This window comes from Dietzia sp. oral taxon 368 (assembly GCF_002999155.1).
GTDB classification, from domain to species: domain Bacteria; phylum Actinomycetota; class Actinomycetes; order Mycobacteriales; family Mycobacteriaceae; genus Dietzia; species Dietzia cinnamea.
The window spans coordinates 1,024,935-1,046,562 of record NZ_CP027238.1 but is presented as its reverse complement, the minus strand read 5'-3'; the positions used below and the strand labels follow the sequence as shown (position 1 = coordinate 1,046,562).

General features: G+C 70.8%; 23 protein-coding genes. 15 read left to right on the top strand and 8 right to left on the bottom strand.

Going from position 1 to position 21,628, the window contains the following annotated elements; translation table 11 throughout:
• Nucleotides 1-69: 69 nt before the first annotated feature.
• Nucleotides 70-699 carry a DUF1707 domain-containing protein gene (locus C3V38_RS04990; protein WP_007625866.1) on the bottom strand — a complete coding sequence of 210 codons (630 nt, stop codon included), beginning with the start codon at nt 697-699 and terminating at the stop codon, nt 70-72.
• A gap of 69 nt (nt 700-768) precedes the next feature.
• Between C3V38_RS04990 and C3V38_RS04985 the strand changes: the two genes are divergently transcribed.
• The 4 genes from C3V38_RS04985 to C3V38_RS04970 all read left to right on the top strand — a co-directional run bounded on the left by C3V38_RS04985 (nt 769) and on the right by C3V38_RS04970 (nt 4,409).
• Entirely contained in the window at nt 769-1,332 is a 564-nt protein-coding gene (locus C3V38_RS04985; RefSeq protein ID WP_106385190.1) for a carboxymuconolactone decarboxylase family protein, read from the top strand.
• Nucleotides 1,329-2,273 carry a sigma-70 family RNA polymerase sigma factor gene (locus C3V38_RS04980; protein WP_106385189.1) on the top strand — a complete coding sequence of 315 codons (945 nt, stop codon included), beginning with the start codon at nt 1,329-1,331 and terminating at the stop codon, nt 2,271-2,273. Before C3V38_RS04985 ends, C3V38_RS04980 begins: the two co-directional genes overlap by 4 nt.
• Before the next feature lie 86 nt (nt 2,274-2,359).
• Nucleotides 2,360-3,736, top strand: a complete 1,377-nt coding sequence (locus C3V38_RS04975; RefSeq protein WP_106385188.1) for a TrkH family potassium uptake protein — start codon at nt 2,360-2,362, stop codon at nt 3,734-3,736.
• A complete protein-coding gene (locus tag C3V38_RS04970; RefSeq protein ID WP_106385187.1) occupies nt 3,729-4,409 on the top strand; it encodes a TrkA family potassium uptake protein in 681 nt (226 codons plus the stop codon). The genes C3V38_RS04975 and C3V38_RS04970 overlap by 8 nt, the downstream gene beginning before the upstream one ends.
• A gap of 25 nt (nt 4,410-4,434) precedes the next feature.
• Here C3V38_RS04970 and C3V38_RS04965 read toward each other — a convergent pair whose 3' ends face one another.
• From C3V38_RS04965 to thiM, 3 genes are read right to left on the bottom strand one after another with little or no spacing between them, the layout of a single operon-like run.
• Complete coding sequence (locus C3V38_RS04965; RefSeq protein ID WP_165001068.1) at nt 4,435-4,809, bottom strand: VOC family protein; 375 nt, start codon at nt 4,807-4,809, stop codon at nt 4,435-4,437.
• Entirely contained in the window at nt 4,796-5,599 is an 804-nt protein-coding gene (locus C3V38_RS04960) for a thiamine phosphate synthase (RefSeq protein ID WP_106385185.1), read from the bottom strand. The genes C3V38_RS04965 and C3V38_RS04960 overlap by 14 nt, the downstream gene beginning before the upstream one ends.
• Nucleotides 5,596-6,456 carry a hydroxyethylthiazole kinase gene (gene thiM, locus C3V38_RS04955; protein WP_106385184.1) on the bottom strand — a complete coding sequence of 287 codons (861 nt, stop codon included), beginning with the start codon at nt 6,454-6,456 and terminating at the stop codon, nt 5,596-5,598. The genes C3V38_RS04960 and thiM overlap by 4 nt, the downstream gene beginning before the upstream one ends.
• Nucleotides 6,457-6,522: 66 nt before the next feature.
• Between thiM and C3V38_RS04950 the strand changes: the two genes are divergently transcribed.
• From C3V38_RS04950 to C3V38_RS04940, 3 genes are all read left to right on the top strand, one after another.
• Nucleotides 6,523-7,548, top strand: a complete 1,026-nt coding sequence (locus C3V38_RS04950) for an LLM class flavin-dependent oxidoreductase (RefSeq protein WP_070720270.1) — start codon at nt 6,523-6,525, stop codon at nt 7,546-7,548.
• 136 nt (nt 7,549-7,684) lie between these two features.
• Entirely contained in the window at nt 7,685-8,917 is a 1,233-nt protein-coding gene (locus C3V38_RS04945) for an acyl-CoA desaturase (RefSeq protein WP_070720267.1), read from the top strand.
• A 23-nt stretch (nt 8,918-8,940) separates the two neighbouring features.
• Nucleotides 8,941-9,765, top strand: coding sequence for a thioesterase family protein (locus tag C3V38_RS04940; protein ID WP_070720264.1), 825 nt, complete (start codon nt 8,941-8,943; stop codon nt 9,763-9,765).
• A gap of 248 nt (nt 9,766-10,013) precedes the next feature.
• On the opposite strand, the gene C3V38_RS04935 is transcribed toward C3V38_RS04940, so the two are convergent.
• Complete coding sequence (locus tag C3V38_RS04935; protein WP_106385183.1) at nt 10,014-11,720, bottom strand: DEAD/DEAH box helicase; 1,707 nt, start codon at nt 11,718-11,720, stop codon at nt 10,014-10,016.
• 244 nt (nt 11,721-11,964) lie between these two features.
• Here C3V38_RS04935 and C3V38_RS04930 point away from each other — a divergent pair, with 244 nt between their 5' ends.
• The gene (locus tag C3V38_RS04930; protein WP_165001067.1) at nt 11,965-13,578 is read left to right on the top strand and encodes an adenylate/guanylate cyclase domain-containing protein; all 1,614 of its coding nucleotides are present in this window, start codon (nt 11,965-11,967) and stop codon (nt 13,576-13,578) included.
• A 15-nt stretch (nt 13,579-13,593) separates the two neighbouring features.
• Here the strand turns inward: C3V38_RS04930 and C3V38_RS04925 are convergent, their stop codons facing one another.
• The gene (locus C3V38_RS04925; protein WP_223210220.1) at nt 13,594-14,328 is read right to left on the bottom strand and encodes an LmeA family phospholipid-binding protein; all 735 of its coding nucleotides are present in this window, start codon (nt 14,326-14,328) and stop codon (nt 13,594-13,596) included.
• Nucleotides 14,329-14,415: 87 nt separating this feature from the next.
• Between C3V38_RS04925 and C3V38_RS04920 the strand changes: the two genes are divergently transcribed.
• From C3V38_RS04920 to C3V38_RS04910, 3 genes are all read left to right on the top strand, one after another.
• The gene (locus C3V38_RS04920) at nt 14,416-14,976 is read left to right on the top strand and encodes a type 1 glutamine amidotransferase domain-containing protein (RefSeq protein WP_061229286.1); all 561 of its coding nucleotides are present in this window, start codon (nt 14,416-14,418) and stop codon (nt 14,974-14,976) included.
• A 13-nt stretch (nt 14,977-14,989) separates the two neighbouring features.
• Nucleotides 14,990-15,976, top strand: coding sequence for a glycosyltransferase (locus C3V38_RS04915; RefSeq protein WP_061229282.1), 987 nt, complete (start codon nt 14,990-14,992; stop codon nt 15,974-15,976).
• 229 nt (nt 15,977-16,205) lie between these two features.
• Nucleotides 16,206-16,484, top strand: a complete 279-nt coding sequence (locus C3V38_RS04910) for a WhiB family transcriptional regulator (RefSeq protein WP_061229281.1) — start codon at nt 16,206-16,208, stop codon at nt 16,482-16,484.
• A gap of 32 nt (nt 16,485-16,516) precedes the next feature.
• Here C3V38_RS04910 and C3V38_RS04905 read toward each other — a convergent pair whose 3' ends face one another.
• Nucleotides 16,517-16,978, bottom strand: coding sequence for a hypothetical protein (locus C3V38_RS04905; RefSeq protein WP_061229285.1), 462 nt, complete (start codon nt 16,976-16,978; stop codon nt 16,517-16,519).
• Between the two features lie 16 nt (nt 16,979-16,994).
• Complete coding sequence (locus tag C3V38_RS04900; RefSeq protein WP_061229280.1) at nt 16,995-18,233, bottom strand: fatty acid desaturase; 1,239 nt, start codon at nt 18,231-18,233, stop codon at nt 16,995-16,997.
• A gap of 112 nt (nt 18,234-18,345) precedes the next feature.
• On the opposite strand from C3V38_RS04900, the gene C3V38_RS04895 reads away from it, so the two are divergent.
• The 4 genes from C3V38_RS04895 (at nt 18,346) to C3V38_RS04880 (ending at nt 21,563) form a co-directional block, all read left to right on the top strand.
• The gene (locus C3V38_RS04895; RefSeq protein WP_061229279.1) at nt 18,346-19,080 is read left to right on the top strand and encodes an amino acid ABC transporter ATP-binding protein; all 735 of its coding nucleotides are present in this window, start codon (nt 18,346-18,348) and stop codon (nt 19,078-19,080) included.
• A 58-nt stretch (nt 19,081-19,138) separates the two neighbouring features.
• On the top strand, nt 19,139-19,960 hold the full coding sequence (locus C3V38_RS04890) for a glutamate ABC transporter substrate-binding protein (RefSeq protein ID WP_061229278.1): 822 nt from the start codon (nt 19,139-19,141) through the stop codon (nt 19,958-19,960).
• 113 nt (nt 19,961-20,073) lie between these two features.
• Complete coding sequence (locus tag C3V38_RS04885) at nt 20,074-20,736, top strand: amino acid ABC transporter permease (protein ID WP_007631535.1); 663 nt, start codon at nt 20,074-20,076, stop codon at nt 20,734-20,736.
• On the top strand, nt 20,733-21,563 hold the full coding sequence (locus tag C3V38_RS04880) for an amino acid ABC transporter permease (protein WP_061229277.1): 831 nt from the start codon (nt 20,733-20,735) through the stop codon (nt 21,561-21,563). Before C3V38_RS04885 ends, C3V38_RS04880 begins: the two co-directional genes overlap by 4 nt.
• Nucleotides 21,564-21,628: the final 65 nt, after the last annotated feature.

Below are 21,628 nucleotides of genomic sequence, written 5' to 3'. Positions count from 1 at the left end.
TCTTCTCGATGGTCGTCGCGCGCTCCGCTAAGCCAGCCGCCGCCCGAGCTCATCGGGTCGGCGCGGCGTTCAGTCGCGCTTCTCGCGCCTGTCGCCCAGCTCGCGAATCCGCTCCGACGCCGCCCGCAGCCTCTCCTCGCGCGCCTTCTCGTCGGCCTTCTTGAGCTTCTCGTACGTCTTCTCGTCGGAATCGGTGAACCGCAGCGCCAGCCGCGGGATCCCCAGCGTGAGCACCAGCGACGGCCACACGATCCACGCGTACTGCCAGTCCACGACGATCTGCAGGACGAGGAACGTGATGAGCGTCAGCCCGATCACCACGCCGTCCAGCGACTCGACCAGCTTGCCGCGGCGGCGCAGGTCCTCGAGGTCGGCGTCGGCGTCGCGGGTGGCCGGCGTCCGCGCGCCGGTGGGAGCCGGCACGAGAGACGACGGGGACGACGACGAGAGCGCGACCTCCCCGCCGCCCGCCGTGGCCGACTGCACGATCATGCCGTCCACCGACGTCAGCGGCGTCCCGCCCGGCAGGTCGGCGAACGAGTCGCGCAGCTGGGCGAGGGTGCGGGCCGCGGCCACGTCGCCGGACCGGGCGTGGAACTGTGAGTCGTCCAGGCGCCCGGACGCGTAGTGGTCGCCGAGCACGGTGAGGGCGTGCAGCCGTTCGGCGTCGGAGAGCAGCAGGTCGTCGGGCTCGGCCATGCCTTCCAGGCTATGACCGCTGGCGCGCCCGCACCATAGGGGATCGCCCCGATTCGCGGAGGCGGGGTCGTGGATTCCGACGAGTTCGCCGCGGGGGTGTCACGTTTCCGGATGCTCGTGCGTCGACAGGACATGAGCACACCACAGAGCAGGAACGACCAGCGCAAGCAGGTCAGCGCAGGCGCCATGACGTCGATGCTGGCGCTCGAGGCCTATACCCGGGCCCGGGTCTCACGGGACGACAGTCACCTCATCCGCCTGCGCGTCTCGGCGGTCAACGGCTGCCGCTACTGCGCGGCCATGCACCGCCGCGACGCCCGCAAGGACGGGTGGAGCGCCGACCGGATCGCGGCCGCCGAGGACTGGACCGCCCACGCCGACGAGTTCGCGGCGGACGAGCAGGCGGTGCTGCGGTTCGCCGACGCCGTCACCCGCATCGACGGCGAGGAGTCCGTCCCCGACGAGATCTGGGATGAGGTGGCGCGCTACCGCGGTGAGAGCGGGGCTGGACAGGTGCTGATGGACGTCGTCACCATCAACGCGTGGAACCGCATAGCGATCGCGACCCGGAAGGACCCGGGCTCGCTACGCGGGCTGATCCCGAGCGACCTCGAGCCGACGAGCCCGCGATGACCGCGGGCGTCCTCGCCGGAACGGGCGCGTCGACAGGCGAGCAGGCCGCCCCGCCCGGCGCGGCCCCGCCCGGCGCGGTCCTGCCCGACCGGGCGGCGCTCGAGCGGATCCGCGGGCAACTGCTCGGGATCGGCTACCGCATCACCGGCACCTGGGCGGACGCCGAGGACGCCGCCGACGAGGCACTGGCCCGACTCGTGGCGCTCGATCCGTCGGACGCTCCCCGCAACGCCGAGGCGTGGCTGACCACCGTCGCGACCCGCCTGTGCCTGGACCGCCTCCGTCGACGGAAGCGCGAGGACTACATCGGGGCGTGGCTGCCCGAACCCGTCGACACCGCGCTGCTGCCGGCCGAGCTGGCCGAGCAGCGGGATGAGCTGCGGATCGCGGTGCTGCTGGCGTATGAGCAGCTCGGGCCCGAGGAGCGGGCCGCCTTCGTCCTGCGCGAGGCCTACAAACTGCCCTACGCCCAGATCGCCGAGGCGTTGCACGCCACCGCGCCCACGGTGCGCCAGTGGGTCAGCCGCGCCCGGCACAGGCTGCAGACCGACCTGCGCCCGCCCGAGCCCGCGCCGGATGAGCTGATCACGCGGCTGGTGGAGGCGGTGATGTCCGGCGACCTCGAGCAGACGATCGCCGTGCTCACCTCGGACGCGCGGGTCCTGTCGGATAGCAACGGCAAGGTCAACGCCGCCCGGCGCGACATCGTGGGCGCCCGCAAGTGTGCGTACTTCCTGGTCAAGGCCATGGAGCTCGCCGAGGGAGCGGTCGCGCCGGTCGAGGTCAACGGTGAGGTCGCGCTGGCCGTGGTGTCCCGCGGGGTCCTGCGCGTGGTGCAGGCCGGGGTGGTGGACGGCCGTGTGGACCGCCTGTACTTCCACTGCAATCCAGACAAGCTCACGCGCCTGGCCGTTCCCGAGGGATTCGCGGCGGGCGGCTGACTCCGCCCGCCGCGCATCGCCGGTCGTCCGCCGCCTGTCCCCGGGCGCCTCCGGCGAGCGGAGAGTGCCGGGTCTACTCTCTCGACATGGTCTCGACGATCCCGGGCGTCTTGTCCTCGGGCGCACGGGCGGTCCGCGCGTTCACGTACAGCTCACCGGCCCGCTCGGCGCTGCTGGCGTTCGCAGCGGCGATCGTGGTCTTCACGGTGCTGCTGATGATGCCGTGGGCCACCGCCTCCGACGCCCCGGCGTACCTGCACGACGCGGTCTTCACCGCCACCTCCGCGGTGTCCGTGACCGGCCTGACGACGGTGGACACCGCGACGCACTGGTCTCCGGCGGGTCAGGTGGTGATCCTCGCGGGCATCCAGGTCGGTGGCCTGGGGATCGTGACGATCTCGTCTCTGCTGGCCCTGTCGGTCACCAGACAGTTCGGCGTCCGCACGCGGCTCCTCGCACAGACGGGGATGTCGGCGGGCGGACTGGGGGAGGTCCGATCGCTGATCACGACGATCGTCGTGTCCTCCGCCCTGGTGGAACTGGTCATCGCGCTGGTCCTCGCACCCCGTCTCATCGCCCACCACGGATCGTTCGGGGACGGGCTCTGGCACGCCGTGTTCTATGCCGTGTCCGCGTTCAACAACGCCGGGTTCGTCCTCGACCCCGGGGGCCTGGCGCCGGTGGCGGACGATCCGGTCGTGTTCTGGGCGCTCATCTGTGCTGTGTTCCTGGGCAGCCTCGGCTTTCCCGTTCTCCTGGTGCTGTGGAAGCACCAGTGGCACCTCGGACGCTGGAATCTCCACACGCGACTCACGGTCGAGGTCAGTGTGCTCCTGATGCTCGTCGGTGCCCTGGGGTTCGCCGCGTTGGAGTGGAGCAACGGTGCGACCCTCGGCGGAGACGGCGTGGCCGACAAGCTGCAGCAGTCGGTGTTCGCCTCGGTGATGATGCGTTCCGGGGGCTTCGCCGTCATCGATCCCGTCGACACCAGGGCGTCGACCATGCTCATCACCGACGCGTTGATGTTCGTCGGTGGCGGTTCGGTGTCGACCGCCGGCGGGGTCAAGGTCACCACCCTGGCCGTGATCTTCCTCGCGTTCCTCGCTGAAGCCCGCGGTCGGGAGGACACCACCGCCCACGGGCGGGCCCTGCCCACCTCCTCGATCCGGGTCGCCGTCTCCGTGGCCGGGATGGGGCTCACCCTGGTATCCGTGTCCGCCCTGACCTTGATGATCCTCACCGGGGAGGACCTGGGGCGGCCTCTGTTCGAGTCCATCTCCGCCTTCGCCACCTGTGGGTTGAGTTCAGGTCTCAGCGCTGAACTCGAGCCGGCGGGGGTGTACGTTCTGTCCGGGCTGATGTTCGCCGGCCGAGTCGGCATCATCACCTTCGCCACCGCACTGACCATGCGGGCCCAGCGGACCAGGTACCGCCTACCCGTAGAGAGGCCGATCATTGGCTGATCGCACCCGCCGCCAGTCCCCAGTTCTCATCGTCGGGCTGGGCAGATTCGGCATCTCCCTGGCCACACAACTCGTCGGCCAGGGACGCGAAGTCCTCGCCGTCGAACGTGACCACGGACTCGTACAGAGATACGCGGACGCCCTGACCCACGTCGTCGAGGCGGACGCCACGGACATCGAGGCGCTACAGCAGCTCGGCGCCCGGGACTTCTCCACCGCAGTCGTGGGAGTGGGCACGTCGATCGAGTCGTCCGTGCTGGTCGCGGTGAACCTCGTCGACCTCGGTATCAACCAGGTCTGGGCCAAGGCGATCAACCAGGCCCACGGGAAGATCCTCACCCGTATCGGCTGCCACCATGTCGTGTTCCCCGAACACGACGCCGGGGTCCGGGTCGCCCACCTCGTGGCCAATCAGATGATGGACTTCATCGAGTTCGATGAGAGCTTCGCCATCGTCAAGATGCGGCCACCGAGGGACGTCATAGGCCACTCGATCGACTACTGCCATCCCCGCAGACGGCACAAGGTCAACATCGTCGGCATCAAGACACCGGGCGGTCCGTTCCAGTACGCGCAGCCGGAGACCATCATCGGCGCAGACGACGTCATCATCGTCTCAGGACACGTTCGCGACCTGGAACGCTTCGCCGACTACTCCGAGCAGAAGCGGTGAGGGCTCGACCGACAACCCGGTCGGGCTAGCGGGGCACCCACATGGCCAACTCGTTGCCGCCCGGCTCGCGGAAGTGGAAGCGGCAGCCACCGGGGAAGTCGATCGGCCCGAAGGTCACCGTGCCGCCGGCCTCCTCGACCCGCTGCCGCGCCTCGTCGAGGTCGGCCACGCGGATCACGAGCAGCGGGGCAGGGGACTGTTCGTCGATGTCACCCTGGATGCCCACGTCCACGCCGCCTCCCATGAGGCTGGTGAACGAGGTCCCGTAGACCGTGGGCGACCAGCCGCACACGGTCTCCAGGAACTCGGCGGTCGCGGGCATGGAGGTGCTGGGGAACTCGATTGAAGTGATCTCGAGCGGCGTCCTCTTCTTCACGGTGCAGACGCTACGCGGGCTCATGTTCGGACGGGAGTGATTTCCCGGCCTCCCAGCGCGCGAGCAGCTCCGCCGCGGCGGCCTGCGGGTCCGGGGCGGCCATGATCGCCGAGACCACGCAGATCCCGTCCAGCTCGGTGGCCGCCAGCTGCGCGACGGTCGCCGGCGTGATCCCGCCGATCCCGACCGCGCGGACACCGCCGGCCGCGCCGCCGACTCCACCGTCCGCCTCGCGAACACCGCCGCCGGCCGAGCGGTGAGCGTGCGCGGCGCGGGCGAGACGGTCCGCCCCCTCCGGCCCGAGCGCGGCGGCGGTGTCGGTCTTGGTCGCCGTGGCCCACACCGGGCTCACCCCGATAACGTCCGGCACCGGACCCGGACCCGCCAGCGCGGCGGCGAGCTGGGAATCCGACTCGATCGACAGCCCCACCATGAGGTGGTCCGGCATCGCCGCGCGAGCCCGGGCGAACGGAATGTCCCGCTGCCCGACGTGCAGGTGCAGCCCCAGCTCGCGCGCGACGTCCGCGCGATCGTTGACGAACACCGGGACGACCCGGCCCGTCTCGGTGCAGGCCCTCGCGACGGCCTCGGCGACGGCGACGGCGTGGGTGGCGAACTCGTCGTCGTCGCCCTCCTTGTCCCGGACCTGGACCACGCCCACCCCGCCGAGCACCGCCTCGTACGCGATCCCCGGCACGGCGTCGCGCCCGCCGCCGAGGTGCGGATCGGTGACCAGGTAGAGCCGCCAGTCGACGCCGGCGCCGCGGTCGAGCCGAGCCTCGCCCACGTCCCGGTCGGGCCGTGCGTCGCTCACTCCGTCGTCACCGTGACCAGACCCGCGATGTCCTCGGGGGTGAGCGTGTGGAGCGCGTCCAGCCACGCCACCGCGAAGCTGCCGGGCCCCGCGGACGTGCGGCCGGCGACCGTCCCCGCGGCCCCGGCGTGGGCGTGGGCGGCGACCACCGCGTCGTGGTCGTTGGCACCGGCCGCGCGCGCCGCCCCGAGGTAGGCCGCGGTGAGCGCGCCCAGAGCGCACCCCGTGCCGATGACTTTCTGCAGCAACGGGTGACCCGACTCGACCCACGTCGCGCGCTCGAGGCCGTCGTGATGTGTGACGACGAGGTCCCGCGGCCCCGTCACCGCCACCACCGCACCGGACCGCGCGGAGAGATCCCGGGCGGCGGGCTCCGCGGCGGCCACCTCCTCGGTCGAGTCGACGCCCCGGCCGCCCGCCCCCGTGCCGGCGAGCGCGATGGTCTCGGAGGCGTTGGCCCGGATCGCGGCCGGACCCGACTCCAGCCACGCCGTGGACAGGCGGGTCCGCAGCACGAGCCCGCCCACCGCGACCGGGTCCAGCACCCACGGGGTCCCGGCCTCGCGGGCGGAGGAGATCGCGGCGTGCATGCCCTCGACCTGCTCGGCGGTCGGATTGCCGACGTTGACGAGCACACCCGAGGCGATCGCGGCGAAGTCGCCGGCCTCGTCGGGGTGATCGACCATCGCGGGCGCCGCGCCCGCGGCGAGCAGCACATCGGCGGTGATCTGACGGACCACCGAGTTGGTCAGGCAGTGCACGAGCGGGCCCGTCTCGCGCATGAGGGACACCAGGCGGGCGACGTCGGCGGGGCTGTCGGCGGCGCCGGCGTCGGCGCGGTCAGCGGCGGTGGGCATGCCCCCAGTGTGCCCCCGACCGGCCGCTACAGGAATAGCGCGCATCCGGTGCCGGTTGTACGGGGCATGACGTCCCCTGATACCGGTGCCCCCGGCGCCCGCGCCCTGCCCCTGTCCGTGATCGACTTCGCGACCGTCCGCCCCGGGCAGACCGTGGGGGAGGCGCTGCAGGACTCGGTCGAACTGGCGCGCAAGGCGGAGGAGCTGGGGTACGAGCGGGTCTGGTACTCCGAACACCACAACATGCCGTCGATCGCCTCGTCGGCGCCGGCGGTGCTCATGGCGCACATCGCCGCGCGGACCGAGCGCATCCGGCTTGGCTCGGGCGGCGTGATGCTGCCCAACCACGCGCCGATCGTGATCGCCGAGCAGTTCGGCACCCTCGCCGAGCTCCACCCCGGCCGCATCGACCTCGGACTGGGACGCGCCCCGGGCACCGACCCGCAGACGCTGCGCGCGCTGCGCCGCGAGCCGTCCGCGGCCGAGAACTTCCCCGACGACGTGCGCGAACTGCAGGCCTTCCTCGGAGATTCGCCGTCCGACTTCGCCCGCACCCGCGGCATCGCCGCCATCCCCGGGCGCGGAACCAAGATCCCGCTGTACATCCTCGGCTCGTCACTGTTCGGCGCGCAGCTCGCCGCCGCCTACGGACTGCCCTACGCGTTCGCCTCCCACTTCGCGCCCGACGCCCTGGAGCAGGCGTCCGCGGTGTACCGCGAGCGGTTCCAGCCCAGCGAGCAGCTGGCCGAGCCGTACATGATCGCCGCGGTCAACGTGGTGGCCGACGACGACGCCGAGCGGGCCGGGCGCGAACTGCAGTGGTACCGCCGCCAGCGGGTCAAGCTCATGGCCGGCCGCGGTCGCGAGTTCAGCGACGAGGAGCTGGACATGATCATGGAGTCCGCCGGCGGCCGCCAGATCCTGCACATGATCTCCTACACAGCGTGCGGCGACGGCCCGGCGGTCCGCGACTACCTCACCGACTTCGCCCGTCGCGCGGGCGCCGACGAGCTGATGATCGCGCCCGTGGGATCGACGGTCGAGCGGATCCACGGGACGCTGGAGGTGTTGCGTCGCGCGTGGGATGACTGATGCGCGCGGCCGGGGCCACTGAACGACGCGCCTGGAGTGGCTGGTGTGGTCGCGTCGCGTGCGCTTGATCACGATACGGCGCCGACCCGGCTCCGAGCCGTAGCCGCGGGCGCCGTGGCGCGCCTACTGTGGGCACATGGCGATCTCCGACGTCGGCGAATACGCCCACCTGAGCCCTGACCAGATCGAGGAGCTCGGGCGGGAACTCGACGCCATCCGCGCCCGGGTCATCCAGTCGCGCGGGGAGCGTGATTACCGGTACATACACTCCGTCATAAAGTTGCAGCGTGGACTGGAATTGGGTGCACGCGCCCTGTTGTACTTCGGTGCGCGCAACCGCACCGTGTGGGTGCTCGGGACCGGCACACTGGCGGTGGCCAAGATCCTCGAGAACATGGAGATCGGCCACAACGTCATGCACGGCCAGTGGGACTGGATGAACGATCCGGAGATCCACTCGACCAACTGGGAATGGGACCTCGTCGGCAGCTCCGCCGACTGGAAGCACACCCACAACCACCTGCACCACAAGTTCACCAACATCGTCGGGATGGACGACGACGTGGGGTTCGGCGTCTTGCGCGTGACCCGCGACGTGCCGTGGGAGCCGAGGTTCCTCGCCAACATGGCGGTCAACGCCGCCCTGATGGCGGGCTTCGAGTGGGGGATCGGCTTGCAGGCCGTCACCCTCAGCGACGCGTTCGACCGGGACGCCGCCCCCGAGGACCGCCGTAAGGCGCGCGCGTTCCTGCGCAAGGCCGGCCAGCAGATCCTCAAGGACTACGTCCTGTTCCCCGTGCTCGCCGGGCCGAGCGGACCCCAGGCGCTCACCGCCACCGTCACGGCCAACATCATCCGCAATGTGTGGACCAACGCCGTGATCTTCTGCGGCCACTTCCCGGACGGCGCGGAGAAGTTCACCATGACGGATGTTGAGACCGAATCGCAGGCGGAGTGGTACCTGCGGCAGATGCTCGGCAGTGCCAACCTCGACGGCGGACCGGCCATGAACCTGATGTCGGGCAACCTGTCGTTCCAGATCGAGCACCACATGTTCCCCGACCTGCCGTCCAACCGGTACTCGGAGATCTCACTCGAGGTCCGCGATCTGTGCGCCCGCTACGACCTGCCGTACGTCTCCGGGCCGCTGTGGAAGCAGTACCTCCAGTCGTGGCGGACCATCGCGCGGCTGTCGCTGCCGGACCGCTACCTGCGCCGCACCGCCGACGACGCCCCCGAGACCCGCAGCGAGAAGATGTTCGGCCACGGCCCGCGTATGTCCGGGCTGGCCACCGCGCTGGCCGGGGTCCGGAAGGCCCGGGGCCGGGCTCGCCGCAGCCGGGGGGAGCACTCCCCGAAGGCCCGCTGAGCGGCGGTGGCAGACTATGCCGCATGTCGCTGACGAGCATGTTGGAGTCCGCCGCGCACGGTGGGACTGTCGAGGTCGAAGAGGGCTGGACGCAGGGAAGGGCCATCTATGGTGGGCTCACCGGGGCCCTGCTGCTGGCCGCCATGAAGGGGAAGCTCCGCGATCTCGCGGGCAGCACCGGTAGCCCGGTGGGGGTCCCGCCGTTGCGGTCGCTCACCGTGTCGTTCGTCGGCCCCGCGGCCACCGGCCCCGTCGAGGTCGAGGCCGAGATCCTGCGTGTCGGTTCCAACGTCACCCAGTGCCAGGCGACGGTCCGGCAGTCCGACGCGATCGTCGCGACGGCGCTGGCAGCGTTCGGCAGGCATCGGGAGTCGTCGATCTCCGTGCCGCCCGCGCACCCGATGCCCGAGCTGGGCGACCCGTCGGCGATCGAGCCGTTCCCCTACATGAAGGATCTCACGCCGGAGTTCTACCGGTTCGTCGAGCTGCGGCAGGTGGGCGGGCAGATGCCGTTCAGCGGCGCCGAGTCGGCGGACCTGTCCGGGTGGACCTCACTGCGTGAGGCGCCGGAGCGGCTCGAGGAGGAGCACCTGGTGCTGCTGACGGACGCATGGCCGCCGGCGCCGCTCCAGATGCTCGACGGGTTCGCGCCAGGCAGCAGCCTCACGTGGACCATCGAGCTCGTCGCCGAGGTGGGCCCGGACGTCGTCCCGGCCGATGCGAACCTGGCGTATGCCGCGACGACCGATGCCGCCCGGGACGGCTACGCGCACACTCACGCGATGGTGTGGCGGCCCGACGGCGAGCTGCTCGCGATCAGCCGCCAGACGATCACCATCTTCGGCTGAGCCGTCTGCCCGGCGCGAAAACACGAGTCGGCGCAGCGCATGAGCCTCACACGGCAACGCCACCTAAACGCCACCTAATCGAATGCGCGCCACCTAGCGGATCCCGTAGGCGGCGCGCATTCGGATAGGCGGCGCGTACGCCCGGCCGGGCAGACTCAGCCGGACCGCCGGTGAGCGGCCGCTGAGCCGCCGCCCGACCGGCCGGGCAGACTCAGCCGCTCAGCCGGCCATCCCGGCGCTTCAGCTGCTCAGCCGGCGGAGCGGGTGGCCCGTCGCCGCTGGTCGCCACGCGGGCTGCCGGCGGCCTGCCCGATCGACTGGCGGGCACCCGTGCTGCGCGCGCCGGAGCCCTGCGCACCTGACCGCTGCGCGCCGGAGCCATGGCCGCCGGAACGCTGAGCGCCCGAACCCTGTCGCGCAGAGCCCTGACGAGCGGAGCCCTGGGGCGCGGCCGACGGGGCGCCGCCGCTCTCGGGGCGACGACGACGAGCGCCGCCACCGCCGGAGCCCTGCTGGTCGCGGGCACCGCACTCCGAGCCGTCGCGATCCCGACCCGCCCGGACCTGGCGGTCCTGGTCGGCGCTGCGCCGGCCGTCGCCGCGGGACTGCCCGCCGCGACCCCGGCCGTGCTCGCCCTCAGCCTGGCGGCCCCGACCCTGCTGGCCCTGGCCGTCAGCCTGCTGGCCCGCGCGCTGGCGGTTCTGGCTCTGGCGATCCCGCCCACGACCGCGACGTGACTGACCGCGGACCGACTGGCCCTCCGCGCCGTCGTCGGACGGCACGTGGGCCGGCGGCTCGGGGGCGTCGGCCAGCGCGGCGGCCGCGTCGGCGCCCACGGGCAGCTCGATCTCGCCGGCGGTCACCCCGGCCGCGCGCAGCAGCGAGCGGACTTCTCGGACCTGATCCGCGGTGGCCACGGTGACGACAGTGCCGATGGCGCCGGCGCGGGCGGTGCGGCCCGACCGGTGGACGTAGGCCTTGTGCTCGGCCGGCGGATCGGCGTGGACGACGAGCCCGACGTCGTCGACGTGGATGCCGCGGGCGGCGATGTCGGTCGCGACGAGGACGGTCGCCTCGCCGGAGGAGAACGCGTCGAGGTTACGCACGCGTGCGTTCTGCGACAGGTTGCCGTGCAGGTCCACGCTCGCCACGCCACGGCCGGTGAGCTGCTTGGCCAGGCGCTTGGCGCCGTGCTTGGTGCGGGTGAACATGACGGTCCGCGAGGTCGCGCCAGCGAGGTCGGCGAGCGCGCGGACGCGGTCGTCGGCGTCGACGTGGAACACGTGGTGCGCGGTCGGACCGGGCGTGGCCGAGCCGTCGTCCACCGAGTGGTCCACCGGGTCGGTGAGGAACCTGGTCACCAGCTTCTGCACGCCCGAGTCGAGGGTCGCCGAGAACAGCAGGCGCTGCGCGTCCGCCGGGGTCGCCGACAGGATGCGGGTGACGCCGGGCAGGAAGCCCAGGTCGGCCATGTGATCGGCCTCGTCGAGGACGCTGATCTCGACGGCGTCCAGGCGGCAGTGCTTCTGACCCATGAGGTCCTCGAGGCGACCGGGGCAGGCCACGACGATGTCGACGCCGCGGTTCAGCGCGTCCACCTGGCGGCCCTGGGACACTCCGCCGAAGATCACGGTGGTCTTCATACCGAGGGCGTTGGCGAGCGGCGCGAGGGTCTCGTCGATCTGGCGGGCGAGCTCGCGGGTCGGGGCGAGGATGAGGCCGCGCGGCGCGTTGCGGGTGCGGCGACCGCCGGAGGCGGCCAGACGCGCGACGAGCGGGAGGCAGAACGCGTACGTCTTGCCCGAGCCGGTGCGGCCGCGGCCGAGCACGTCACGACCGGACAGGGCGTCGGGCAGCGTCGCCGACTGGATGGGCGTCGGCGTGGTGATGCCCGCGCCGTTCAGGACGTCGAGCAGGGGGGAAGGAACGCCGAGATCGGCGAAAGAACGTGACAAGAGGAAGTGCTCCGAACATAGAGGATGGCGTCTTGCCCGGCGCGCTCACGGATAATCGCATCGCCCCTCAGGCGGTACGTCCGGTGCGCGACCACGGGATGGTCGACAGGCCGCGGCCCGAGGCAAGAGTGGTGCGGGCCGTCCTCGGACCATCCTACTCGCCGACGGACCGCGCACCCCATTCGCCGAGACAGGTGTGACGAGGACATCACGAGTGTCGGTGCGGGGTGGCACCATACAGATCGTGCGACTCGACCTGTCCCTACTGCGCCGCCCGGAGCTCGGGTCGGTGCTGCTCGGACGGGAGAAGGAATCCGCCCGGATCCGCGCCTGGCGCGTTCGGATCCTGTTGATCCTGTCGCTACTGGGCTCCAACCTCGTGGGCGTCGCCGTCGCCGTGACGTTGATCTTCTTCGTGCTGCCCGGCCCGGCGCTGCTCTCGCGGGAGTTCCTTGTCCCCACCGTGATCGTCGTGCCCGTCTACGTGTCGTTGGCGGTCATCACGGGCACGGTGTGGGTGACCCGCGCCGTCTACCGCCGGGTCCGCTGGTTCCTGGAGGGACACGAACCCACTGATCGGCAGCGCATCCGTACCCTTCGGCTGCCGGGGCGCATCACCCTCATCCAGGCGTTCCTGTGGCTGCTCGGCGCGGCCGTGGTGACCCCCGCGTACGGCGTGGTGGACCCGTCGTCGATCCCGGTCGTGGGATTCACGATCGTGTTCGCCGGCCTGGTCGTGTGCGGTGTCGCGTTCCTGCTGGCCGACTTCGGACTGCGTCCCGTCGCGGCGGTCGCGCTGTCCACCGGCAGGGCGCCGCGGGCCCGGTTCCTCGGCGCCATGACGCGGCTCCGGGTGGCATGGGCCCTGGGCAGCGGGGTCCCCGTGACAGGCCTGATCATCGTGGCGATCTACACCCTCGCGGGCCGCGCCCTGTCACTGGAACGCCTCGCCGTCGTCGTCATCGTCCTCGGTGCCACCTCACTGCTGGCCGGGTTCCTCCTCATCTCGCTGGCGACGGCCTCGATGATCGGCCCGCTGCGCAGCGTGCGGTGGGCGATGGAGGACATCACGGCCGGCACCCTGTCCCGGCGGGTGGTGGTCTACGACGGCACCGAGCTCGGCGAGCTGCAACGCGGCTTCAACCAGATGGCCTCCGGGCTCCAGGAGCGCGAGCGGCTGCGGGACCTGTTCGGGCGGCACGTGGGCCGCGACGTGGCCGAGGCCGCCGAACTCCACGAGCCCGAACTGGGCGGGCGGGACTCGCGCGTCGGCGTCGTGTTCGTGGACCTCATCGGCTCCACCGAGATGGCGGTGCGGTCCGAGGCCTCCGAGGTGGTGGACGTGCTCAACCAGTTCTTCTCCGTGGTGGTGGAGACCGTGGAGGAGTACGACGGCATCGTGGACAGCTTCCTGGGCGACGCCGCGCTCGTGGTGTTCGGGGCGCCGCGGTCGATGGCGGACCCGGCCACCGCGACCCTGGCGTGTGCGCGCGTCCTCGGGCGGCGGCTGCAGGAGCGGGTGCCCGACTGCCGCGCCGGCATCGGGGCGTCGTTCGGCGACGTGGTGGCCGGGTACGTCGGCTCGGACGACCGCTTCGAGTACACGGTGATCGGCGACGCGGTCAACGAGGCCGCGCGCCTGTGCGAGCTGGCCAAGGACCGGCCCGGGCTCGTCCTGGCCTCGGGCGCGGCGACCGACGCCGCCGCGGAGGTCGAGCGTGGCCGCTGGGACGAGGTGGGCTCGCAGGTCGTGCGGGGGCGGGACGAACCGACCCGGCTGTGCGCGCCGGCCGACGCGGCGGACACGCCGGAGGCGGCTGACACCGCGGACGGCGCGGACGGCGCGGACTCCCGCTAAGACGGACTCCCGCTGCTACTGCAGGACGACATCCTGCCCGCCGAGCGCGACCTCGAGGCCCTCCGGCACCACGCGGGCGCCCTCGATCACCACGCCGTCGGGCAGCGAGGCGACGGTCGAGTCGACGGTGCCCGTGATGCCCGAGAACAGGCCGTTCGGCAGGTCGAACCCGAGGAGCGAGGTCTGCTGTGGCGTGAGGGTCAGCTGACCGTCGGTCACGCCGGGGACGACGCCGACCTCCGCGATCCCGCCGATGTCCGCGCGCAGCAGCCCGGCGGCGGGGTCGGGCCGCACCGAGCGGACCTCGGTCAGACCCGCCACGGGTGAGCCCTCCGCCGGGTTGCCCTGCGAGGCGGCGGCCGCGAGCTGCTCGCCGCTGAGCACCGCGATGCCGTCGGCGGTGTCGGCGCGGATCCCGCCGTCGACCAGCCGGACGGAGTGGCCGGTCACGTCGATGCGCGGGACGGTCGCGTTGCCCGGAGAAGTCAGCCGGACCGTCCCCACGGCCTGGGTCGTGGCCAGATCCCACAACACGGGAGTGCTGCCGAACCCCACCGACACCGGCGCATCGAGCCGGGCGGACGCCTCGCTCTCGGCCCGGTCGGACAGATACCAGCGGGCCCCGAACTCCGCGGCCACCACCAGCCCCACCAGAAGCAGGAGCAGTACGAGCAGCGAGCACCCGCACCCGCGTCCGCGTCGCCCGCCGCCGCGACGTCCGTTGGCGGCCATCCGATCTCGTCGTCCCATGGGGGTATGGTGCCGGACCCGCGCTACGGGGTCCACCGTCTCGGGGACCGGTTGCGAGGGTAGGTGTCCGCCCTCACGATCGGGGGCATGACCGAGACACAGGATGCACGAACCGACACCCGAACCGTCGCTTTCCTCGTGGCCTCCGAGGGCATCGAGCGCGTCGAACTCACCGAGCCGTGGGGCGCCGTCTCCGGGGCGGGTCACACGCCGATCCTCGTCAGCACGGACAGCGGCGAGGTCGGGCTGGTCGACCACCTCGACCCGGCCGGCGCGCACGCCGTCGACCGGATCAGCGCCGACACCTCGGCCGCCGACATCGACGTGCTCGTCCTACCCGGCGGCGTCGCCAACCCGGACGCGCTGCGGCAGGACTCCCACGCCGTCAACCTGGTGCGCGAGATGGTCGACGCGGGTAAGCCCGTGTTCGCCATCTGCCACGCCCCCTGGATGCTCGTCGAGGCCGACGTGGTCCGCGGCCGCCGGATCACGTCCTACCCGAGCCTGCGGACGGATCTGGTCAACGCGGGCGCGGAGTGGGTCGACGCGGAACTCGTCAGTGACGGCGGGATCACGACCAGCCGCCGGCCCGACGACCTGCCCGCCTTCTGCGACGCGCTCCTCGAGGCACTTCGCGGAGACGCCTGAGGACGTTTCGACGATGATCGGCGTCTACGTCCACAACCGTGGGCGCGGGCATCTGCACCGGGTGCTGCCGGTCGTCGCGGCTCTGAGGGAGCGGGGCGAGGAGGTCACGCTGCTCGTGACCGGGCCGTTCGACCACGCCCTCCGCCCGCCCGGGGTCGAGGTGGTGCACCTGCCCGTCGACGGGGTCGCGGCCCAGGGTCTCGCGGTCGCCGCTCGCCGGAGCGCGGTGGCGTGGATCGACCGCGCCCGGCCGCGGGCGTTCTGGGTCGACTCGTCACCGGGGATGTCGCTGGCCGCGCGGATGGCCGGCGTCCCGATGGTGAGCACCCTGCCGCCCGGACTGCGGGACGACGAACCGCACCGGCTCCGCTGCCGTGCCGCCGAGAAACTCATCGCGGCGTGGCCACCCGGCGCGCACCGCGAGGCCGTCGCGCAGGCGGGACGTGCGGTGTACGAGATCGGCGGGATCTCCCGCTTCGAGCGTCGCGAGCCCGAGCCGCGCGATCGGCGCCGTCGCCCCCGCGTGGTCCACCTCAACGGATCCACCGAAGTCTGGGACCACCGGTTCTGGCGCGCGGTCCGCACGACCGCCGGCGAGCTGGGCGTGGCGGAATGGACGGAGCTGGGTGGGCCGGACGGGGCGTGGCACGACGACCCGTGGTCCGAGCTGTGCTCTGCGGATGTGGTGGTCACCGGGGCGGGCCAGACGTCCGTCGCCGACGCCGCCTGCGCGGACGTCCCGCTCGTGGTGGTCCCGGGAAAGCATGATCACGGCGAGTACGACGCCACCGCCGAGGCGCTGGCCGGGCTCCCCGGCACGTCGGTGATGAGGTACGGAGACGGGCCCACGGCGGTCGCGCACGCGGTGCGCGAGCAGGTGGACCGCGCTCTGGACGGCGAAGCCGGGGGTATCCGGAAGTGGTGGGGGGTGGACGGCGCGGCGTCGCGCGCCGCGGAGGTCATCCGGTCGACGACGACGAGGACCGCGTCTCGACGGTGACCGCTGCCGCCCGCACGGCCGGAATGTGAGGCGTGGACAACTTCTCACCTGTAGTGGATTCTGCTGCAAAAGCGCTGCGCAACCCGTTGACACGAACATATACCTCTCGGTATGTGAGTTCACTCCGCGCACGGCGAGGCGGATCACTGACAGGATGGGTGCAGAGCGCTGCCGACCGAGCTTTCAGGGCCTGACACGGGCACGTCGGAACGGCGGGAACGGAGGCCACATGCCCAGATACAAGAACCTCGAACCCATGGCGGCTTTCTGGTCGTGGCGCGACGGTGCGGCGTGCATCGGCCACGAGGACCTGTTCTACAGCCTCGAGGAGGAGTCGAAGGGCGCGCGGCGGAAGAAGGAGGACCAGGCAAAAGCGGTGTGTGCCACCTGCCCGGTCTTCGACACCTGCCGGACGTTCGCCCTTGAGACCAAGGAGTTGTACGGCGTATGGGGCGGCCTCACCGAGGCCGAAAGGCATCGGATCGCCGGCCGCCACCGCACCGGCTGACCCCGTGATCCGCGCGAGCGATCGTGCGGATCCTAATTTGGATCCCCAGGGGTCGCCTCGTGTCCGGGGCGGCCCTTCGTCCTGTTGGCCTCTTTCATCTCCGCCTCGTGGACGTGTCGGCGGCCGCCGGTGAGCTCCTCGCGCACCGCGCGGTCGACCTCGCGCGCGGTGGACCAGAAGCCGTCGTCGAACTCCTCCACCATCTGGAACGTCCACCGGCCGTGGAGGACGTTGACCCCCACGACCTCGGATCGGATCCGTTCGGCGAGTTCCGTGCGACCGATCTCGTCGAGCTTGTCGGCGGCCTCCTGGAGGAGGATGTCCGCTCGCCCGATGAGCTGGTGCAGGTCGTACAGCCGACCGCGGGCCCGCTCGATGTACTCCAGTGCCTCGCTCACGCTGCCGGCCGCCTCGACCTCGGCGTCGGTCGCGCCCTCGGGTCGACGGTGCGTCTCGTCGACGCTCGGGGTGCGGTTGTCGTCTCCGGATGCCACGTCGTCTCCCGCCACGTCAGACCGTCCGGGTGATGCGCTGCAGCTGCCGCGGGTTCGTGTGGTGTTTGAGTGCGGTGACCAGGCCCGCACGCCGACCGTCGCGGGTCTCGTACGTCCTCGGCTCGCCGGCGAACATCTTCTCCGACCGCGTCTCCGGCGCGTCGTCGGCCGTGGCCTTGAGGAACCGGTTCGGCAGCGACAGCTTGGCGATGGTGCGCCACGACTGCCAGTACTGCTTGTACAGCGGGCCGGTGGTGTACGGCAGATCCCAGCGGCGGCAGACGTCCTGCACCTTCTCGGCGACCTCGGCGTACCGGTTGGACGGGATCGTGGGGAACAGGTGGTGCTCGATCTGGAACGACAGGTTGCCGGACATGAAGTGCATGAGCTTGCTGCCGGTGAAGTTGGCCGAGCCCAGCATCTGGCGCAGGTACCACTGCGCCTGGGTCTCGTTCTCCAGGTCCTCCAGGGTGAACTTGTCGGCCCCGTCCGGGAAGTGACCGCAGAAGATCACGGCGTTCGACCACAGGTTGCGGATGACGTTGGCGGTCATGTTCGCGGTCATGGTGGTCTTCCAGTTGGGGCCCGACAGCAGCGGGAACCACACGTAGTCCTTGCCCACCTGGCGGCGGGCCTTCCGCAGGAACTGCCCGATCCGCTTCTTCTGCTCGTCCCACCCCGAGGAGTTGATGGTCCCCGGTGCAATCTCGAGGTGCTGGACGCCCACGCCCCACTGGAACGCGAACGCGAGCATCGTGTTCCAGACCAGGTTGAGCGAGTTGGGCGGGTGCCACGGCTGGTCGCGCGTCACCCGCACCACGCCGTACCCGACGTCGTCGTCCATGCCGACGATGTTGGTGTACTTGTGGTGGTGGTAGTTGTGCGTGGCCTTCCAGTGCTCGGACGTGCCGACGATGTCCCACTCCCAGGAGCTGGAGTGGATGACCGGGTCGTTCATCCAGTCCCACTGCCCGTGCATCACGTTGTGCCCGAGCTCCATGTTCTCGATGATCTTCCCGGCGGCGAGCAACCCGGTGCCGAGCGCCCACGCGGGCCGGTACCCGGAGAAGAGCAGGACGACTCGGCCGCCGGCCACGAGGCCGCGCTGCAGTCTGATCGTGTTCTGCACGTATCGGCGGTCGCGGTCGCCGAGGGAGTCCACGACGTCCTGGCGGATCGCCTCGAGTTCCTCGCCGATGGCTTCTACGTCGTCGGCGGTGAGATGGGCGTATTCCCTGACAGCTGATATCGCCATGTAACGACGGTACGCACCGCTGCACGCCATGTCGACCGGTTCGCGGTGCGCGTAGCGGACACGTCCGCGGTCTTGGGGCGGTGAGGCCTTTCGGAGCCCTATAGTTCCTCACATGGCTCTCGTCGAGATCTCAGGCGTCAATAAGCACTTCGGTGACTTCCACGCGCTCAAGGACATCAACCTGTCCATCGAGCAGGGGGAGGTCGTCGTGGTGATCGGGCCGTCCGGCTCCGGTAAGTCGACGCTGTGCCGCACCATCAACCGGCTCGAGACCTTCGAGTCCGGCTCCATCACGATCGACGGCAAGCCGCTGCCCGAGGAGGGTAAGGCGCTCGCCAAGCTGCGCGCCGACGTGGGGATGGTCTTCCAGTCCTTCAATCTTTTCGCCCACAAGACGATCTTGGAGAACGTCACCCTGGGGCCGATCAAGGTCCGTAAGCAGAGCAAGGCGGAGGCGGAGAAACGGGCCATGGAGCTGCTCACCCGCGTCGGGGTCGAGCACCAGGCGGCCAAGTACCCGGCGCAGCTGTCGGGTGGCCAGCAGCAGCGCGTGGCGATCGCCCGGTCGCTGGCCATGGACCCCAAGGTCATGCTCTTCGACGAGCCGACCTCCGCCCTCGACCCCGAGATGATCAACGAGGTCCTCGACGTGATGACCGGCCTAGCCAAGACCGGCATGACGATGGTCGTGGTGACCCACGAGATGGGCTTCGCGCGCAAGGCCGCCGACCGCGTGATCTTCATGGCGGACGGCGAGCTGGTCGAGCAGGCCACACCCGAGGAGTTCTTCACCAATCCGCAGAGCGCCCGGGCCAAGGACTTCCTGTCCAAGATCCTCTCCAACTAGAAGGGCCCGTCCGCGGACCCGTTCAGGACCCATCCACCCCACCCCACAAGGAGTACTCATGAACATCCGACGGATCGGAGCGGCCGCGGCGGCCGTCTCCCTGGCGCTCGGGCTGAGCGCGTGCGGCAGCGATGACGGCGGCGACGGCGGGAACCAGCTCAAGGTCGGCATCAAGTTCGACCAGCCGGGCCTCGGCCTCAAGGAGGGCAACGAGTACACCGGCTTCGACGTCGACGTCGCCCGCTACATCGCCGAGAAGCTCGGCACCGCCGAGGACGACATCGAGTGGATCCAGGCGCCGAGCGCCCAGCGCGAGACGCTGCTGGAGACCGGCCAGGTCGACATGATCGTGGCCACGTACTCCATCACCGACTCCCGCAAGGAGAAGGTCGGATTCGCCGGACCGTACTTCATCGCCGGCCAGGACCTGCTGGTCCGCGCCGACGACGACTCGATCACCGGGCCGGACTCCCTCGACGGCAAGCGCCTGTGCTCGGTCACCGGCTCGACCTCGGCGCAGACCGTCAAGGAGCAAGTGCCGGGCGTCAACCTTCAGGAGTTCGGCACCTACTCCGAGTGCGTCTCCGCGCTGGTGTCCAACGCGGTCGACGCCCTGACCACGGACGACACGATCCTCGCGGGCTACGCTTCCCAGGACCAGTACCAGGGCCAGCTCAAGGTGGTCGGCGCGCCGTTCACCGAGGAGCGCTACGGCGTGGGCATCGCCAAGGGCGACACGGAGAAGTGCGAGCAGATCAACGAGGCCATCCGCGAGATGATCTCGGACGGTAGCTGGGACACCGCGGTCGAGGAGAACCTCGGCGCCGCCGGCTTCACCCCGGGCGAGGGCAACCCGCCCGAGCCGGACGCCTGCGCTTGATCTGAATCGATCCCTGCCGGCCGGGTCGACACCCGACCCGGCCGGCCCCGCCACCTCCGCGCCGCCGCCCACCGGGGCGCGGAGGTCCGGCACCCCATCACGGAAGGTGGACCATGGGCGACATCTTCGCCGACTATGACGTCCTCGGAGCGGTCTGGGTGACCATCCAGCTTTCGATCCTGGGCAGCATCGGCGCCCTGATCCTGGGAACGCTCGTGGCCGTCCTGCGCGTGTCCCCGGTGGCGGTGCTGCGCGGCCTGGGGACCTCGTACGTCAACACGTTCCGGAACCTGCCGCTGACGCTGCTGATGGTCTTCAGCATCCTGGGCCTGTCCTTCATCCTGCAACTGTCGGTCTCCGACGACTTCGCGCGCAACGCGTTCTGGTGGGCGGCGATCATGCTGGCCGTCTACCACGCGGCCTACATCTGTGAGGCCCTGCGCTCGGGCGTCAACACGGTGCCGGTGGGGCAGGCGGAGGCGGCCCGCTCGATCGGCCTGGGGTTCGGACAGTCCCTGCGCGAGGTGATCCTCCCGCAGGCGTTCCGCGGCGCGATCGCCCCGCTCGGCTCGGTCATCATCGCGCTCATCAAGAACTCCACCGTCGCGGCCGTGATCGGCGTCGGTGACTCGGCGGGGCTGCTGCAGGTGATCACGGAGAACGAGGGCGCGAGCCTGCCGACGTTCTTCTTCTTCGCGATGGTCTTCGTGATCCTCACCCTCCCGATCGGGCTGTGGACCACCTCCCTCTCCCGGAAGCTGGCGGTGAAGCGATGAGCACCCAGGCCGTCCTGTTCGACGCGCCCGGTCCCAAGGCCAGGCTGCGTCACGGTGTCCTCACGGTGGTGGGCGCGATCCTCGCGCTGGGCATCGCGTACATCGTCTTCCTGCAATTCCAGAAGGCCGGTCAGCTCAAGGCCTTCATGTGGGAGCCCTTCGTCACCGACCCCGAGGTGTGGACGTCGTACCTCATCCCCGGGCTCAAGGGCACGTTCACCGCGGCCGGGATCTCGATCGTGCTCGCGGTGGTGTTCGGGCTGCTGTTCGGCATGGGCCGACTCTCGCCGTTCGCCCCTCTGCGGTGGTTCTGCAGTGTGATCGTCGAGTTCTTCCGCGCCGTGCCGGTGCTTCTGATGATGGTGTTCGCCTACTTCGGGTACTTCGCCACGTCCGACCTCGTGCCCAACCAGCACGCGCCGCTCGCCGCCGTCGTCACCGCTCTCACGCTCTACAACGGGGCTGTCATCGCCGAGCTCGTCCGTTCGGGCGTCCACGGTCTGCCCAAGGGGCAGTCCGAGGCGGGACTGTCGGTGGGCCTCACCTCCGGGCAGGTGCTGCGGTCGATCCAGCTCCCCCAGGCCCTCACAGCGATGCTCCCGGCCCTTGTCGGCCAACTCGTCGTCGTCCTCAAGGACTCCGCGCTGGGTTACGGCATCACCTACCTCGAGCTGCTCAACTGGTCCAAGACGCTCGGCTCGGCGTACGCCAACACGGTCCCCGCGTACATCGTGGCGGGCATCCTGTTCATCGTCATCAACTACTCGCTGACCAAGCTCGCCGTGTACCTCGAGGGTCGGATGAAGAAGCGCCGCGCCAGGGCCTGACCGCCGCGACACTTCCCGTTCCGCCTACGGGCCCGGGACTGCGAAGAGGGGCCCCGCCGGATCCG

Bases quoted from the DNA above. Each gene is read 5' to 3' on its own strand.
- C3V38_RS04990 (WP_007625866.1), bottom strand. From the start codon at position 699: ATGGCCGAGCCCGACGACCTGCTGCTCTCCGACGCCGAACGGCTGCAC.
- C3V38_RS04980 (WP_106385189.1), top strand. From the start codon at position 1,329: ATGACCGCGGGCGTCCTCGCCGGAACGGGCGCGTCGACAGGCGAGCAG.
- C3V38_RS04975 (WP_106385188.1), top strand. From the start codon at position 2,360: ATGGTCTCGACGATCCCGGGCGTCTTGTCCTCGGGCGCACGGGCGGTC.
- C3V38_RS04965 (WP_165001068.1), bottom strand. From the start codon at position 4,809: ATGAGCCCGCGTAGCGTCTGCACCGTGAAGAAGAGGACGCCGCTCGAG.
- thiM (WP_106385184.1), bottom strand. From the start codon at position 6,456: ATGCCCACCGCCGCTGACCGCGCCGACGCCGGCGCCGCCGACAGCCCC.
- C3V38_RS04950 (WP_070720270.1), top strand. From the start codon at position 6,523: ATGACGTCCCCTGATACCGGTGCCCCCGGCGCCCGCGCCCTGCCCCTG.
- C3V38_RS04945 (WP_070720267.1), top strand. From the start codon at position 7,685: ATGGCGATCTCCGACGTCGGCGAATACGCCCACCTGAGCCCTGACCAG.
- C3V38_RS04940 (WP_070720264.1), top strand. From the start codon at position 8,941: ATGTCGCTGACGAGCATGTTGGAGTCCGCCGCGCACGGTGGGACTGTC.
- C3V38_RS04925 (WP_223210220.1), bottom strand. From the start codon at position 14,328: ATGGGACGACGAGATCGGATGGCCGCCAACGGACGTCGCGGCGGCGGG.
- C3V38_RS04920 (WP_061229286.1), top strand. From the start codon at position 14,416: ATGACCGAGACACAGGATGCACGAACCGACACCCGAACCGTCGCTTTC.
- C3V38_RS04915 (WP_061229282.1), top strand. From the start codon at position 14,990: ATGATCGGCGTCTACGTCCACAACCGTGGGCGCGGGCATCTGCACCGG.
- C3V38_RS04910 (WP_061229281.1), top strand. From the start codon at position 16,206: ATGCCCAGATACAAGAACCTCGAACCCATGGCGGCTTTCTGGTCGTGG.
- C3V38_RS04900 (WP_061229280.1), bottom strand. From the start codon at position 18,233: ATGGCGATATCAGCTGTCAGGGAATACGCCCATCTCACCGCCGACGAC.
- C3V38_RS04895 (WP_061229279.1), top strand. From the start codon at position 18,346: ATGGCTCTCGTCGAGATCTCAGGCGTCAATAAGCACTTCGGTGACTTC.
- C3V38_RS04890 (WP_061229278.1), top strand. From the start codon at position 19,139: ATGAACATCCGACGGATCGGAGCGGCCGCGGCGGCCGTCTCCCTGGCG.
- C3V38_RS04885 (WP_007631535.1), top strand. From the start codon at position 20,074: ATGGGCGACATCTTCGCCGACTATGACGTCCTCGGAGCGGTCTGGGTG.
- C3V38_RS04880 (WP_061229277.1), top strand. From the start codon at position 20,733: ATGAGCACCCAGGCCGTCCTGTTCGACGCGCCCGGTCCCAAGGCCAGG.